The sequence below is a fragment of the Pseudomonas sp. NPDC089569 genome (assembly GCF_050280625.1).
In the GTDB taxonomy this organism is placed as follows: domain Bacteria; phylum Pseudomonadota; class Gammaproteobacteria; order Pseudomonadales; family Pseudomonadaceae; genus Aquipseudomonas.
The window spans coordinates 1-12,933 of the sequence record NZ_JBNNVQ010000061.1; the positions used below are offsets into that span (position 1 = coordinate 1).

General features: G+C 59.7%; 11 protein-coding genes. 6 read left to right on the top strand and 5 right to left on the bottom strand.

All coding sequences use genetic code 11. The annotated features are described in order from the left end of the window. The first annotated feature begins 194 nt into the window (after positions 1 to 194). The 3 genes from ACQKP2_RS21005 to ACQKP2_RS21015 are packed head-to-tail and all read left to right on the top strand — an operon-like array spanning position 195 to position 3,760. Positions 195 to 854 carry a paraquat-inducible protein A gene (locus tag ACQKP2_RS21005; RefSeq protein ID WP_427579135.1) on the top strand — a complete coding sequence of 220 codons (660 nt, stop codon included), beginning with the start codon at positions 195 to 197 and terminating at the stop codon, positions 852 to 854. After that, the gene (locus tag ACQKP2_RS21010) at positions 841 to 1,464 is read left to right on the top strand and encodes a paraquat-inducible protein A (protein WP_427579137.1); all 624 of its coding nucleotides are present in this window, start codon (positions 841 to 843) and stop codon (positions 1,462 to 1,464) included. Before ACQKP2_RS21005 ends, ACQKP2_RS21010 begins: the two co-directional genes overlap by 14 nt. Then, positions 1,457 to 3,760, top strand: a complete 2,304-nt coding sequence (locus tag ACQKP2_RS21015) for an intermembrane transport protein PqiB (protein ID WP_427579138.1) — start codon at positions 1,457 to 1,459, stop codon at positions 3,758 to 3,760. Before ACQKP2_RS21010 ends, ACQKP2_RS21015 begins: the two co-directional genes overlap by 8 nt. A 193-nt stretch (positions 3,761 to 3,953) precedes the next feature. Here the strand turns inward: ACQKP2_RS21015 and mksF are convergent, their stop codons facing one another. The 3 genes from mksF to mksB are packed head-to-tail and all read right to left on the bottom strand — an operon-like array spanning position 3,954 to position 8,777. Next, positions 3,954 to 6,794: an Mks condensin complex protein MksF gene (gene mksF / locus ACQKP2_RS21020; RefSeq protein ID WP_427579139.1), complete on the bottom strand. Its 2,841-nt coding sequence runs from the start codon at positions 6,792 to 6,794 to the stop codon at positions 3,954 to 3,956. Beyond that, positions 6,791 to 7,492 (bottom strand): Mks condensin complex protein MksE, encoded by a 702-nt coding sequence (gene mksE / locus ACQKP2_RS21025; RefSeq protein WP_427579140.1) that lies wholly within the window; start codon positions 7,490 to 7,492, stop codon positions 6,791 to 6,793. The genes mksF and mksE overlap by 4 nt, the downstream gene beginning before the upstream one ends. Further along, positions 7,482 to 8,777 carry an Mks condensin complex protein MksB gene (gene mksB, locus ACQKP2_RS21030; protein WP_427579142.1) on the bottom strand — a complete coding sequence of 432 codons (1,296 nt, stop codon included), beginning with the start codon at positions 8,775 to 8,777 and terminating at the stop codon, positions 7,482 to 7,484. The genes mksE and mksB overlap by 11 nt, the downstream gene beginning before the upstream one ends. Positions 8,778 to 8,982: 205 nt before the next feature. Between mksB and ACQKP2_RS21035 the strand changes: the two genes are divergently transcribed. The 3 genes from ACQKP2_RS21035 (at position 8,983) to can (ending at position 11,080) form a co-directional block, all read left to right on the top strand. Further along, positions 8,983 to 9,729 carry an energy transducer TonB gene (locus ACQKP2_RS21035; protein WP_427579173.1) on the top strand — a complete coding sequence of 249 codons (747 nt, stop codon included), beginning with the start codon at positions 8,983 to 8,985 and terminating at the stop codon, positions 9,727 to 9,729. After that, a complete protein-coding gene (rimI, locus tag ACQKP2_RS21040; RefSeq protein ID WP_427579143.1) occupies positions 9,722 to 10,174 on the top strand; it encodes a ribosomal protein S18-alanine N-acetyltransferase in 453 nt (150 codons plus the stop codon). Before ACQKP2_RS21035 ends, rimI begins: the two co-directional genes overlap by 8 nt. A gap of 264 nt (positions 10,175 to 10,438) precedes the next feature. Further along, positions 10,439 to 11,080: a carbonate dehydratase gene (gene can, locus ACQKP2_RS21045; protein WP_427579145.1), complete on the top strand. Its 642-nt coding sequence runs from the start codon at positions 10,439 to 10,441 to the stop codon at positions 11,078 to 11,080. Between the two features lie 9 nt (positions 11,081 to 11,089). Here can and ACQKP2_RS21050 read toward each other — a convergent pair whose 3' ends face one another. Both ACQKP2_RS21050 and ACQKP2_RS21055 read right to left on the bottom strand, forming a co-directional pair. Beyond that, positions 11,090 to 11,611, bottom strand: a complete 522-nt coding sequence (locus ACQKP2_RS21050; RefSeq protein ID WP_427579147.1) for an SET domain-containing protein-lysine N-methyltransferase — start codon at positions 11,609 to 11,611, stop codon at positions 11,090 to 11,092. A gap of 144 nt (positions 11,612 to 11,755) precedes the next feature. Beyond that, positions 11,756 to 12,928 (bottom strand): hypothetical protein, encoded by a 1,173-nt coding sequence (locus tag ACQKP2_RS21055; RefSeq protein ID WP_427579148.1) that lies wholly within the window; start codon positions 12,926 to 12,928, stop codon positions 11,756 to 11,758. Positions 12,929 to 12,933 lie beyond the last annotated feature (5 nt).

Genomic DNA, 12,933 nt, shown 5'->3' on the forward strand with positions numbered 1-12,933 from the left:
GATGGTAGTGTGGGGTTTCCCCATGTGAGAGTAGGTCATCGTCAAGATTAAATTCCGAAACCCCTATCTGCGTATGCAGGTAGGGGTTTTGTTTTGCCCGAAAGAAATTGCTCATAGACTGCGCACAAATTTGCACAGTTATTTTTGGGGCAGGACACTAGAATAGGTCCACTTTTTTCGGAGCCAGAGTCTTTATGCCAGATCCGGTTGACGCCTCCGGGCTGTCAGAATTACCGCTAAACGATTTGGTGGCGTGTCATGAGTGCGACTTGCTGATGCGCAAACCCAAGCTCGCCCACGGCGAGAAGGCCCTGTGTACGCGCTGCGGATATGAGCTCTATGCCCATCGATACAACGTCGTGCAACGCAGCCTCGCTCTCGTGATCGCGGCGTTGCTGCTGTATGTGCCAGCGAACTTTTTACCCATCATGCAGCTCAATCTACTCGGGCAATCATCGCAAGATACTGTCTGGAGTGGCGTTGTCGGCCTTTTCAACACCGACATGCAAGGCGTTTCCATCATCGTGTTCCTGTGCAGCATGGGAATTCCGCTGCTCAAGCTGCTTTGCCAACTGGCCGTTTTGCTGAGCATCCGTTTCGATATCGGACGCAGCTATGGCCTGCTGCTCTACCGCATTTATCACCATTTACGAGACTGGGGCATGCTCGAGGTCTACTTCATGGGCGTGCTGGTGGCGATCGTCAAACTGGCAGATATGGCAGCCATGACCGTGGGGCTCGGATTGGCGTGCTTCATCGGTATGTTATTGGTTCAGGTCTGGTTGGAGGTCGTGATGTCGCCCCATCAAATCTGGCAGGCATTATCAGGAGAGGATGCCCATGCGGGCGATTGATGCAGGCATTCTGATTTGCGCCGAATGCCATGAGTTGAACAGGCAGGACGCTGATACCGATGAACAAGTCTGTACTCGCTGCGGTGCGCTGGTTCATGCCCGCCGTCCGAACAGCCTGGTGCGAACCTGGGCGTTGCTGATTACCGCAGCCATTCTCTACATTCCGGCCAACGTGCTGCCGATCATGACGGTGAGTTCACTGGGCAAAGGCGATCCCAGCACTATCATGTCCGGTGTCATTCAACTGGTTCAGCACGGCATGATTCCCATTGCAGCCGTGGTGTTTATCGCCAGTATCCTGGTTCCCACCTTCAAGCTGGTGGGTATCGCACTGCTGTTGTATTCCGTACAACGCCGCCAGCCGCTCTCGGCAAGACAGCGCATCTGGATGTATCGCTTTATCGAGTTCATCGGACGATGGTCGATGCTCGATATTTTTGTAATCGCCATCCTGGTGGCGGTTGTCAATTTTGGGCGGCTTGCCAGCGTGGAGGCTGACCTCGGTGCTATCGCTTTTGCCAGTGTCGTCATTCTGACGATGCTTGCCGCAGTAACATTCGATCCCCGACTGATTTGGGATAACACGGAGTCGGACGACGACCATGACTGATTTGCCTGTAGCGAAAACCCGGCCGGCCTCGAACTGGTCTGCCATTTGGGTGTTACCCCTGATTGCCTTGATCATCGGTGGCTGGCTCGGCTGGCGTGCCTATAACGAAACCGGCATTGAAATTCAGGTGCGTTTCGAAAGCGGTGAAGGCGTTCAGGCCAACAAGACCGAAGTGGTCTACAAAGGCATGCCGGTCGGCAAGGTAAAGGCTCTCAAGCTTGATGATGAAGGCGCTACCAAGGGAGTGATCGCAACCATAGAGATGAACAAGGACGTGGAGCAGTACCTGCGTACCAGCACACGTTTCTGGTTGGTTAAACCCAGTGTGAGCCTGGCCGGCATTACGGGACTGGAGACGCTGGTCTCCGGCAATTACGTCGCGATCAGCCCGGGGGAGGGCGAGCCTACCCGCAAATTCAAGGCGCTGGCCCAGGAGCCACCGCTATCGGATGCTCAACCTGGCCTGCACCTGACGATCAAGGCCGATCGCCTGGGTTCGCTGAATCGAGGCAGTCCTGTGTTCTACAAGCAGATCAAGGTCGGTCAGATCAAAAGCTACGTGCTTTCCGAAGACCAGAGCACGGTTGAACTCAAGGTTTTCATCGAACCCACCTACGCGAAACTGGTGCGCAAACACACACGTTTCTGGAACGCCAGCGGCATCAGCATCGATGCCAACCTGTCGGGGGTAAAAGTGCGCAGTGAGTCCCTGGCCAGCATCGTTGCCGGGGGAATCGCGTTTGCCACACCGGAGAACCGCAAGGACAGCCCGCCCACCGATCCGAGCCTGCCTTTCCGTCTATACGAAGACTTCGATGCCGCGGCGGCGGGTATCAAGGTCAAGGTCAAGCTCACTGATTTCGAAGGCCTGCAGGCCGGACGTACACCGGTGATGTACAAGGGCATCCAGGTCGGAACGCTCAAGGCGCTCAAGATCGACGCAGACCTGTCAGGGGCCAACGCCGAGCTGACGCTGGACCCGCTGGCCGAAGATTACCTGGTCGATGGTACGCAATTCTGGGTGGTAAAGCCTTCGATCTCCCTCGCGGGTATCACGGGGCTGGAAGCGTTGGTCAAGGGTAACTACATCGCTGTGCGACCTGGGGATAAAGGTGCGGCGCCTCAGCGTGAGTTCGTGGCGCGACCCAAGGCTCCACCACTGGATTTGCGCGCGCCTGGCCTGCACCTGGTGCTGTTTACCGACAACCTCGGTTCGCTGGAAGTCGGCAGCCCGGTGCTTTACAAGCAGGTCAAGGTGGGTTCGGTCCAGAGCTATCAGTTTTCGCGCAAGAAAAACCAACTGGTGATCGGTGTTCACATCGAGAAGGAGTACGAAGATCTGGTCAACGCCTCCACGCGTTTCTGGAATGCCAGCGGCATTACGCTCACAGGTGGCCTGACCGGCGGGATTCAGGTCAAGAGTGAGTCCTTGCAAAGTCTGATGGCCGGAGGCATTGCCTTTGAAACACCGCAAGCCAAGGCGCCGCTGCAGAAGCGGATTCCCCGTTTCCGCTTGTTCGCCAGTCATGAGGACGCTACACAGAAAGGCGCGATCATCACGATCAAGGTCGACCGTGCCGATGGCTTGCGCGCCGGTACGCCGATTCGCTTCAAGGGTCTTGATGTCGGCAAGATCGAGGGTGTTGATCTGAGCGATGACCTGCAATCGGTGCTGCTCTCGGCACGTATCACTGAAGTGCCCGAACGCATCGCTCGCGTCGGCAGTGAGTTCTGGGTGGTCAAGCCGGAGCTGGGGCTGATCAAGACGTCCAACCTGGAGACCCTGGTGACCGGGCAATACATTGAAGTGCTGCCGGCCTCCAAGAACCTTGGGCCGCAGAAAGGCTTCGTGGCGCTGCCCAACCCACCGGAATCGGCCAAGCAGGAAGCAGGCTTGAGCCTGGTACTCAGTGCACCTCGCCGTGGCTCGTTGAAGGCCGGTGTGCCGGTGACCTATCGTGAAATCACGGTGGGCAAAGTAACGGGGTATGAATTGGGCCAGACGGCGGACCGCGTGTTGATCCGTATCCTGATCGAACCGAAATACGCGCCTTTGGTACGCAGCGGTACGCGTTTCTGGAACACCAGCGGCTTCGATCTCGATGTCGGTCTGTTCAAGGGCGCCACGGTGCGTACCGAGTCGCTGGAAACCATGATCCAGGGCGGTGTCGCATTCGCCACGCCGGATGGCGAGCGCATGGGCAGCGCGGCGCGGCCGGAGCAGACGTTCCCGCTGTTCGACAAGTTCGAAGAAGAGTGGCTGACCTGGGCGCCGAAGATTCCGCTCGGTAAATAAACGAAAATTTTTGTGGCGTCTGTGAACCGCAATCGCGAGCAGGCTCGCTCCCACACATGAGTGGATTTCAAATGTGGGAGCGAGCCTGCTCGCGATAGGTGCCAGAGATACGCCACAATCCCAAGCCATGAAAAAGGGCCGCGATCCAATCGAATCGCGGCCCTTTTCATTTACTGCCTTCAGTTAATGCAGGTCAAACCGCATCCAGCTCCGGCTCATCCGCTTCGACATTGATCGTGGCCTTCACCTGATCATGACGGCGAATGTATTTCCAGTCCGCCTCGTCGATGTAGATACCGGCAGGGCCGCTGCCGCCTTCCAGGTCAATGGCGACACTGGCGCAGACCTGCGGCTTCACGCTGGCCAGGATCGGCACGAATCCCAGTTGCAGGCTGGTTTCCAGCAGCGCGGCCTGGTTTCTTTCGTCGATATCGGCGGCTTCGTCCAGGTAGTACGGCAAACGCACACGTCCGGCCAGGTCGCGGTCCATCAAGTGCAGCAACAAATACATGTTGGTCAGCGCCTTGATGGTCATCGTGGTGCCGTTGGACGCGGCACCGTCGATGTCGGTGTGAATCACCGGTTGGCCGTTGACCTTGGTGATCTCGAACGCCAGTTCGAACAAGTCCTTGAGACCGAGCTGGTTGTGGTTGGCCGCGACCAGCCGCGCCAGGTATTCCTTGGCCTCTTCGTTCTTGTTGTCCTGTTCCGCGCTCTGGCTGAGGTCGAACACCGACAGGGTTTCGCCTTCTTCATACTGGCCGGCGCTGTGGATGATCTGGTCGATGTGCTTGAGCGCTTCCTTGTTCGGTGCCAGCACAATGCGGAAGCTCTGCAGGTTGGAGACCTGACGCTTGTTGATCTCGCGGTTGAACAGCGCCAGTTGATGCTCGAGGCTGTCGTAGTCGCTGCGAATGTTGCGCAGTGTCCGGGCGATATCGGTGACCGCTGCGCGACGCGCCTTGCCCAGGGTCAGGGCTTCATCGGTGCGGTGTGCATAGGCATTGATCAGCAGTTGCAGGCGACGTTCCATATCGTCTTCGCTGTCGAACTTGGCCACGCCCTTGAGACGCACCTGCGCGTACAGCGCTTCGATCTGGCCATCGGCACGCAGCAGGCCTTGCCAGCTGTCCTGATAGTCGTTGAGCAACGGCAGCAGGTTGTCCATGGAGTCGTCGACCGGGTCCATGAACGGTGTGCCGAACGGCAAGTCCGCCGGCAACAGTTGCCGACGACGCAACGCGTCATCGAGGGTGCGTTGCTTGGCTTCCATGTCGGCGATTTGACGACCGACCAGTTGCAGCTTGGCCGACAGTTGCTGGACGCGCTCGGTGAACGCATCGCTGGAGCGCTTGAGTTCATCCTGCGCCGCTTCCATCTGCGCCAGCTGTTCGAGTTTGTCGCCTTCTTCGGCGCTCAACGTCTGGGTGCGACGGAAGTCTTCCAGGGCCTTCTGCGCATCCAGAACTTGCTGGTACAGGGCTTCGGTCTGGGTCTTGCTCGCGGCGCGGTCCGCAGCGACGGCCTGCTGGGTTTTGAGTTGCTTGAGTTCCTTGTCCAGACGCTCTTTCTGGTCGCGCAACGCTGCGCGGTCCGCCAGGGCTTGCAAGGCTGGCGGTTCGATGTGCGAGAGGTCGATGGACAGGCCCGGCACTTCGAAGCGCTCACCCTTGAAGCCATCGAGGATCAGCTCCACGGATTTGACCCAGTTACCGTCATCGTCCAGCGCAATGCCGTGTTCACCCAGCGGCAGGCTGAACAACGCACTGTTGAACAGGCGCATCAGGCGCTCGACATCCTGTTGCGAAAACTCTTCGCGCAGGCGTGCGTAGCTGTTGTTGTCGGCGTGATCGAGTTGCTGCTTGACCGACTTCAGGCGTTTTTCCAGATCCCGCAAACGCTCTTCCAGATCTTCGGCGCTGAACTGGCGTGACTGTGCCAGGGCTCCGGCCAATTCATCATGGGCGTCCTTGGCCGCCAGCAGTTGCTGCTCCAGCACCTTGACGTCATCGACCAGGGCAAAGCGATGCTTGAGCACCGACAACTCGCCGAGCCAGCGCTGGATGCCAGTGATTTCCCGCTCCAGGCGCATCAGCTCCTGGGTGCCGCCACGCTGATCGTTTTGCAGATCATCCTGCTCGCGACGGTAGTGTTCGGCCTGAATGGTCAACTCTTCCTTGCGCGCGCTGGCGTAGTCCGACCAGGTGCCGAGCAACGAGTCGAGCAGCGGCGACAGGCGATGCAACTTGCCGCGCAGCACATCGCGCTGCTTCACACCGTTGGCGAGCGCTTCGACCAGAGGGCCGGCGGCCACCAGCGAGTTGTAGTCCTGTTCCATGCGGCGTACATCGCGGAACGCCTCTTCGCAGGCGGCAATGTAGTCCACGCTACCGGAACGCAGGCTGTGCTCGAAGGCATCGAGGAACAGTTGCTTGAGTTTGGCCGCCGTGATTTCACGCATGTGCAGCAGGTTGATGAACAGTGCGCGGAAGGTTTTCAGGCTCTGCTCGCTCGTGGAGCGCAACGGGATCAGCGTCAAGTCCAGCGGAATCGAAGTGTGGCCGCCGACCAGCAGCCGACGCAGTTCGTCCGGCTTGAGTTCGTAGGCTTTCAGGCCCTCGCGCTCCAGGTTGGAAAACAGTTCCTTCTGACGCAGGCAGGTGTCGTTTTTCTGGTAGTGCGCCAGGTCCAGATTGCCGGCGTAGGCAAAGAACTGGTGCCCGAAACCGCCGCCCGGGCCGCGCCCGACGACACCGATCACGTGGGGGCCGTGGGGCAGGTTCACTTCCACCAGAATGTAACTGGTGTCGGACGCGAAGTAGAAACGCCGGGACTGTTCCAGGCTGTACTTGCCGAAACTCATGTCCGACATGCGCGCCAGGATCGGGAACTGCAGGGCGTTGATCGAGGCTGACTTACCGAGGTTGTTCGCTCCGTAGACCGACAGCGGTTCCTCCAGGGGGAACAGGCCGAGGCTGTAACCGGCGGTGTTCAAAAGGGCAAAGCGGCGGATGCCGTAGCGTTCCTTGCTCATGCGTCGAGCTCCTGTTCTTCGGCAATGGCGCGAGCCAGTGCATCTTCTTCGCTCTCGTCTTCAAATTCCGAGAGGTCGAGCGGATCGTCGGTTTCGAGGAATTTAGCCTCGGCCGCTTCGTCGATCAGCACCGGCGCGGGCAGCGGCAGAACGCTGTGGACGCTGGCGGCCAGATCACGGTCTTGCTGTACGGAGAGACACACATCGAGGAAGCGGTGCATTGGTGGCAGGAAGCGGTAGACGCCGTTTTCTTCACTGGCGAAGCCGAGCTGGGTCATGCGGCGCATGATCTTTTCTTCCAGCTCGTCCTGGGTCTGCACTTCGGCCTGGATGAACAGGTCGCGGTACTTTTCCAGCAGCGACGGCAATTCATCGCGGCCCAGGCTGCCGCCGTCGAGCACGGAGATCGGGTCGCGGCCCTGGTCGGCCAGGTGCTCGACGAGGATGAAGGTGAACAGGGCCAGTCGCTGGGCCGTCTTGTTCACCGCCGCGGCGGCCAGGTCCGGCACGAAGTAATAGAAACCACGGGTGTCGCAAACCAGTTCAAATCCCAGGGCCTTGAGCAATGTGCGGTACTGGTCCTGGAAGTTCGACAGTTGCGCGTACAGCTCCGGATCGCGGCGGCTGACGTGGTAACCCTTGAACAGCTCGCGAAAGATCGGCGCCAGCTGGGACAGTTCGGATAGATCAAGATGCATGGGGCGTACCTGCAGAGAGAGGGCTCGCAGAATTCTCGGTGCCATCTTGGCCGGCCGAGAGCAGGGCGAAGGAGCGCAGGCTGACCTGGTGCTCGTTTGTGTAGTAGTCGCGGCGCTCCAGGCGCTCGCGCTTGAAGCGTTTTTCCCGGGACAGGCGCGAGAACCAGTACAGCAGCTCGTCGGTGGCGCCGTCCGGCTCCTGCTCCAGCAGCCAGGTCATCAAGTCTGGCATCGGCAGCGCATCTTCGCAGCGGTCGAGCATCTCGCGGACTGTGCGCGGCGCACGCGGGGCATCGCCACCTTTTTGTGTCTTGTGGGCCTTGGGAAAGCGCGCCGGCTTGGGTTCGAAGCGTGCCAGCGCATAGACGTAGGCTTCGACCTGGCTGGCGCTGCCCAGGAAGGTACTTTGCGGACGGGTGAACAGTGGCATGGCCGCCTGCGGTACGGCATCGATGCCTTTGCGGCGAATGGCGGCCAGCGCCAGCGCGGCACCACGGGTCACGGCATTGTGTCGCCGCGCTTCTTCACGTAGCGGCAGCAGCAGTTCGCGAGCGTGGCGCAGGGTCAATTGAGCACTGGTCTGCATTTCAAGAATGCGCGCGTGGGTGCGCAGCAACATGTCGTCGTCCACCAGATGGCCGAGTCGTTGCTGTTCGGTGAGCATCTTGAGCAGGACGTTTTCGACCTTGCGCACACCTTGTTCGAAGGCTCCGTCGGCATTCACCAGCTGGATCATGGGTTCGACGTATTCGTCCCAGGTCGCCAGTACTTCGGCGTAGCGCTGACGCAGCGGGATCTGCCGATCACTGGTCTTGGCACGTTCGGCGACGGCTACCAGGGCTTGTTCGTCGTTGGCGAGTTTTTTCAGTACGTCGCGCACACGCATGTCGAGCAGGCGCAACTGGCGGGCCAGGTCATTACCGTCGCGGATGTCGAAGGCATCCTGAATGTAACCGGCCAGGCGTTCGAGGTGGCGCAGGTAGGCTTCGATCTCCAGGCACAGGCCCAGGCGGTGTTCGCGGCGCAGGTAGGCGAGGAAGTCGTGGATTTGCGCATTGAGTTCGAACCGGTTCGGGCTTTTCGCCACGGGAACCAGAATGTCGAGGCGGATCCACACGTCGAGCAGGCTGGTAATGTCCTGCGGCGTGCTGTCCAGTTGCTGGGCGGCCAACTGTGAACGCAGTTCGTTGAGGCTCAGTGTGCCTTGGTCGAAGTGCTCGCACAGTGGCTCCAGAAGTGCCCAGTGTTCAGCGAGGGCGCGCAAGACGCGCTTGGGTTCGATCATCGGAATGGCCGGCTGGTTGGCGATAAAAGCCGCGATTGTACTTCATCGACGGCGTGTCGATTCACTCACGGGACGGACTGTCGGCTTTCTATCGATCAACAGCGGGCGATCTTGAGCGAAGGGCTGTAGAATTGGCGCACTTTAGTTATCCACAAGTGGCTGACCTTTGCTTATCGAGTCCCGTCGCCGCGCCTATCTGAGCGCCATGCAGGTGGTCAACTGGCTGCCGCGCACCGAATTGCCCTTCGCCGCGCCTTCGCGGCCGGAACTGCTGGAGATGCCAGAGCCGCAGGTGGAAGTGGCCGTTGCGCCGGTCATCCAGGCCGAAGCGCCTGTGCAACCTGCCGCGCGCCCGACCGAGCGGACAAAAATCGAGGTGCCGCGCCCGGCGCCGACCAGCGGTCGCTCGGCGGCAAAACCGGTCGAAGCCACGCAGGAGGCGCCGGTCGCCGCCAAACCTGCACCGATTCCGCCACCCAGGTTCGCCCTGCAATTATTGCGCGCCGGCCGGTGCCTGCTGCTGGTGGAGTTACCCACAGGCGAATCCTTCCAGACGCGCGATCCCGCCTATCTGCTGCTCAAGGACATGTTGCGCGCCGCCGGGCTGCCGGACGCTCCGCAGCTCGTCGGCGAGCCGGTGCGCTGGCCGTTGCTGGTGCGCGGCACCATGGACCAGGGGCCGGAAGCGGCTCGCGACTTCGTACAAGGGTTCCTCTCGGTTCGGATGGAGGAGGTGCCGTGCGCCTGTTTATGGCTGATCGGCCTGCCGGCCATACGGTTTGCCGGCGAAGCGGATGCGCAAGCGTTCTACCGCGAGTTGCCGATCGAAGGACTGGGTTCGGCCTGGGCATTGCCCGGCCTGGAATTGTTGATGGAAGAGCCACAGCGCAAGGCTGCTGTGTGGCAAGCCATGCGTCGGCTGATGGCGCGCTGGAAAGAAACCAATGAGTGATGCTGTATCGTTCCGCCCGATGACCGAAGCGGACCTGGACGCTGTACTGAAAATCGAATATGCCGCCTACAGTCACCCCTGGACCCGCGGGATTTTTCTCGATGGCCTTGGCAAGTACCAGATCTGGCTGATGTTCGAAGGGCAGCAGCAAGTCGGTCATGGCGTGGTGCAAATCATCCTGGATGAGGCCCATCTGCTGAACATCACCGTCAAGCCGGAAAGCCAGGGGCGAGGCCTCGGTTTCACGCTGCTCGAACATTTGATGTCGATTGCCTGCAAGGCCGACGCCCGGGAGTGTTTCCTGGAGGTGCGCGACAGCAACGCCCCGGCGTTCAGGTTGTATGAACGCTATGGCTTCAACGAGATCGGCCGGCGGCGCGACTACTACCCGGCGGTGGGTGGGCGCGAAGATGCGGTGGTCATGGCCTGCACGCTGGTCGACTGAAAAGTATCGTCGAAACACCGCCCGGAGCTGGCTCGCTCGCGCATTGCAATGCGTATCCCCGTGGGAGCGAGCCTGCTCGCGATAACGATCTATCAGACGTTCAGGATTTGCCGGCGCTTGTTATCGTCCGCTGATTCATAATCGGCGGTCTGGGTGGACCCACCGGTCCCACGAGAAACTCAAATCAAAACATCTGCCGAACATCCGTGACCCCGACGGACGGTTGTATGTCAAAGCAGCGCATCATTCTTGAGGGTTCCTAGCATGCACGACTTACAAGATCTGATTGATAACAACGAGCGTTGGGCTGACGCAATCACCAAGGAAGACCCGGACTTCTTCGCCAAGCTGGCCCGCCAGCAAACCCCCGAATACCTCTGGATCGGTTGCTCCGATGCGCGGGTGCCGGCCAACGAGATCGTCGGCATGTTGCCGGGTGATCTGTTCGTGCACCGTAACGTGGCCAACGTGGTGCTGCACACCGACCTCAACTGCCTGTCGGTGATTCAGTACGCAGTCGACGTGCTCAAGGTCAAACACATCCTCGTCACCGGCCACTACGGCTGTGGTGGCGTGCGCGCCTCGATGCAGGATCGCCAGTTCGGCCTGATCGACGGCTGGCTGCGTTCGATTCGTGATTTGTATTACGAAAAGCGTGAAGAGCTGGCCAAGCTTGCTACCGAAGAAGAGCAGGTCGATCGTCTCTGCGAACTCAACGTGATCCAGCAAGTGGCCAACGTTGCTCACACCAGCATCGTGCAAAACGCCTGGCACCGTGGACAGAGCCTGTCGGTCCACGGCTGTATCTATGGCATCAAGGATGGTCGCTGGAAAAGCCTGAACACCACCATCAGCGGTTTCGAGCAATTGCCGCCGCAATACCGCCTGCGTCCGATCGAGGCGTAACAACCGCCTTCAGCAAAGACTTTGCCGACGCCAGTGTTGCAAAAACAGCTGGCCGTCGGCATTCGGTGTTTCATCGTAACCGGTGATCCAGCCCCGGCAATTGTGGGAGCCGCAGCGGCAGGCAAACTGGCGTAGCAGTCTGTCTTCGCTGACGGCGTAATCCATCGTCAGCCAGTCGCCTTTCCTTATGTCCTTCAGCGCCCATAACCACAGTTCGCTCATGTCCAGGTAGACATTGGGATCGCAGGAGTGCCGCAGAAGACCGCAAAAGCGCGGGTCATAGACATGCACGCCGGGCGCCAGCTGGCGGGTATGCCGACGGCGATAAGGCAACAAATGCCCCGACACCCGGCAGACTCGACTGATACGAGGGAATTCGCGCAACGCCACCGCGACCGTCGCCCTGCCTGTATCGTTCGTCAGGATCTGAAAATCGGCGAGCGAAGGAAATCCGAGCCGAATCGGCAACTCGGAAAAGGGATAAATACCAGCCGGTGGTTCGAGAGACTTGTGCATCGCATTGGCTTTCATAACGGTCCTTGTCGGCAGGGGGCCGCGACATCCATCAACTGACGATCCTGTCAGTGCTGCGGCACGTGGGTACAGCTCAAGCCTCTCGCAGGTGGTGGGGGCGGTCTACTGTCATAACTGACAGGTTGACCGCCGCTTGTCGGTTTACAACGCTGGAACTGGGGTTGCAGTGGCGGGTGCCGGCGCCTTGAGCAGTTTGAGCTGGGCCTTGATATTAGTGGTCGCACACTTGCCTATGGCCTGTTGGGGCGTCAGATGGCGGATCGAGGTGTAGAACAGCTCGCAGGTTTTCTCTTTCTGCGCCACCTGCCAGGTTTGAGCACACGTATTGAGTTCAATGTCGGGGTTACCGTCCGGTTGACGGCCCATGATCGACTGCCAGCACGCAGCGCTCAGGTCCTGGGCCATCACTTTCAGGCCCGCCGAATCGGCCTTGGCCTGGGCGTCGCTGCCGGTATAGTTCGCCGGGTCGGCGGCATACCAGATGTAGCTCGGGTGGTTGGCGCCCAGAACCGGTACTTTCGTGCCGTCACCCGGATTGATCGTCACCAGGCTCAACACATTTACCGTCGGCCCGTATTGCTGCTTGATCCAGTTGCGCACCGGCGCACCAAAGGCCACGGTCGGCAATGCCGCGCCGCTGGCATTGACGGTGATGTCCTTGACCATGGTGGTCTGGTAATCCTTGAAGTAGTCATAGACGCCTTCCAGGTCCTTGCCCGCATTGGACGGTGCGGCAATCGGTGCGATGTCGATGATGGTCTGGAAGCCCGGCGTCTGCTCGGCCGGCACACCGTTGACCGTCAACAGCGAAGCCCAGCGATCGGTGGTGGCGGACTTCAGGTAGTCCTGCGCCTGGGTCAACGAATAATCCGGCGGGAAGTGCAGCAGTTCGACACTCCTGCGGTTTTCCAGGGCCATGCCCAAGGGCAGGAACAGATACCAGTTAAAGGCCCACTTGCCATCGGCGTTCAGTTTGCTGGCGCCGTTATAGGCCAGGTCACCGGCATCGAGCAGTGCTGACAAAGGCTTTTGATAGTCGTCGGGCACGCCGATGATTTGGGCAAAGAGCTGATCGTTATCGGTCTTTACCATCACCTTCGCGCTGTCATAGCCATCGCGTTGCACGCTTTGGCTCAGGTAATGCTCGACGGTTTGCTCCAGCGTCCAGTTGCGATAGCAAATCACGTTGCAGTTGTTGGGATAGGCAAACAGTCGGGTAACGCGTTCGGTGCTACCCAGCTTCATGAAGATATCGGCCTGGGCGGCGGTACTCAGGGTGAGGGCCGCAAGGGTAAGTCCTGCGAGTTTCAGCATGCTCA

Excerpts from the sequence above, each read along its gene's own strand:
- mksF (WP_427579139.1), bottom strand. The coding sequence starts at position 6,794 with ATGAGCAAGGAACGCTACGGCATCCGCCGCTTTGCCCTTTTGAACACC.
- ACQKP2_RS21050 (WP_427579147.1), bottom strand. The coding sequence starts at position 11,611 with ATGAAAGCCAATGCGATGCACAAGTCTCTCGAACCACCGGCTGGTATT.
- ACQKP2_RS21055 (WP_427579148.1), bottom strand. The coding sequence starts at position 12,928 with ATGCTGAAACTCGCAGGACTTACCCTTGCGGCCCTCACCCTGAGTACC.
- mksE (WP_427579140.1), bottom strand. The coding sequence starts at position 7,492 with ATGCATCTTGATCTATCCGAACTGTCCCAGCTGGCGCCGATCTTTCGC.
- ACQKP2_RS21035 (WP_427579173.1), top strand. The coding sequence starts at position 8,983 with ATGCAGGTGGTCAACTGGCTGCCGCGCACCGAATTGCCCTTCGCCGCG.
- ACQKP2_RS21005 (WP_427579135.1), top strand. The coding sequence starts at position 195 with ATGCCAGATCCGGTTGACGCCTCCGGGCTGTCAGAATTACCGCTAAAC.
- ACQKP2_RS21010 (WP_427579137.1), top strand. The coding sequence starts at position 841 with ATGCGGGCGATTGATGCAGGCATTCTGATTTGCGCCGAATGCCATGAG.
- mksB (WP_427579142.1), bottom strand. The coding sequence starts at position 8,777 with ATGATCGAACCCAAGCGCGTCTTGCGCGCCCTCGCTGAACACTGGGCA.
- rimI (WP_427579143.1), top strand. The coding sequence starts at position 9,722 with ATGAGTGATGCTGTATCGTTCCGCCCGATGACCGAAGCGGACCTGGAC.
- ACQKP2_RS21015 (WP_427579138.1), top strand. The coding sequence starts at position 1,457 with ATGACTGATTTGCCTGTAGCGAAAACCCGGCCGGCCTCGAACTGGTCT.
- can (WP_427579145.1), top strand. The coding sequence starts at position 10,439 with ATGCACGACTTACAAGATCTGATTGATAACAACGAGCGTTGGGCTGAC.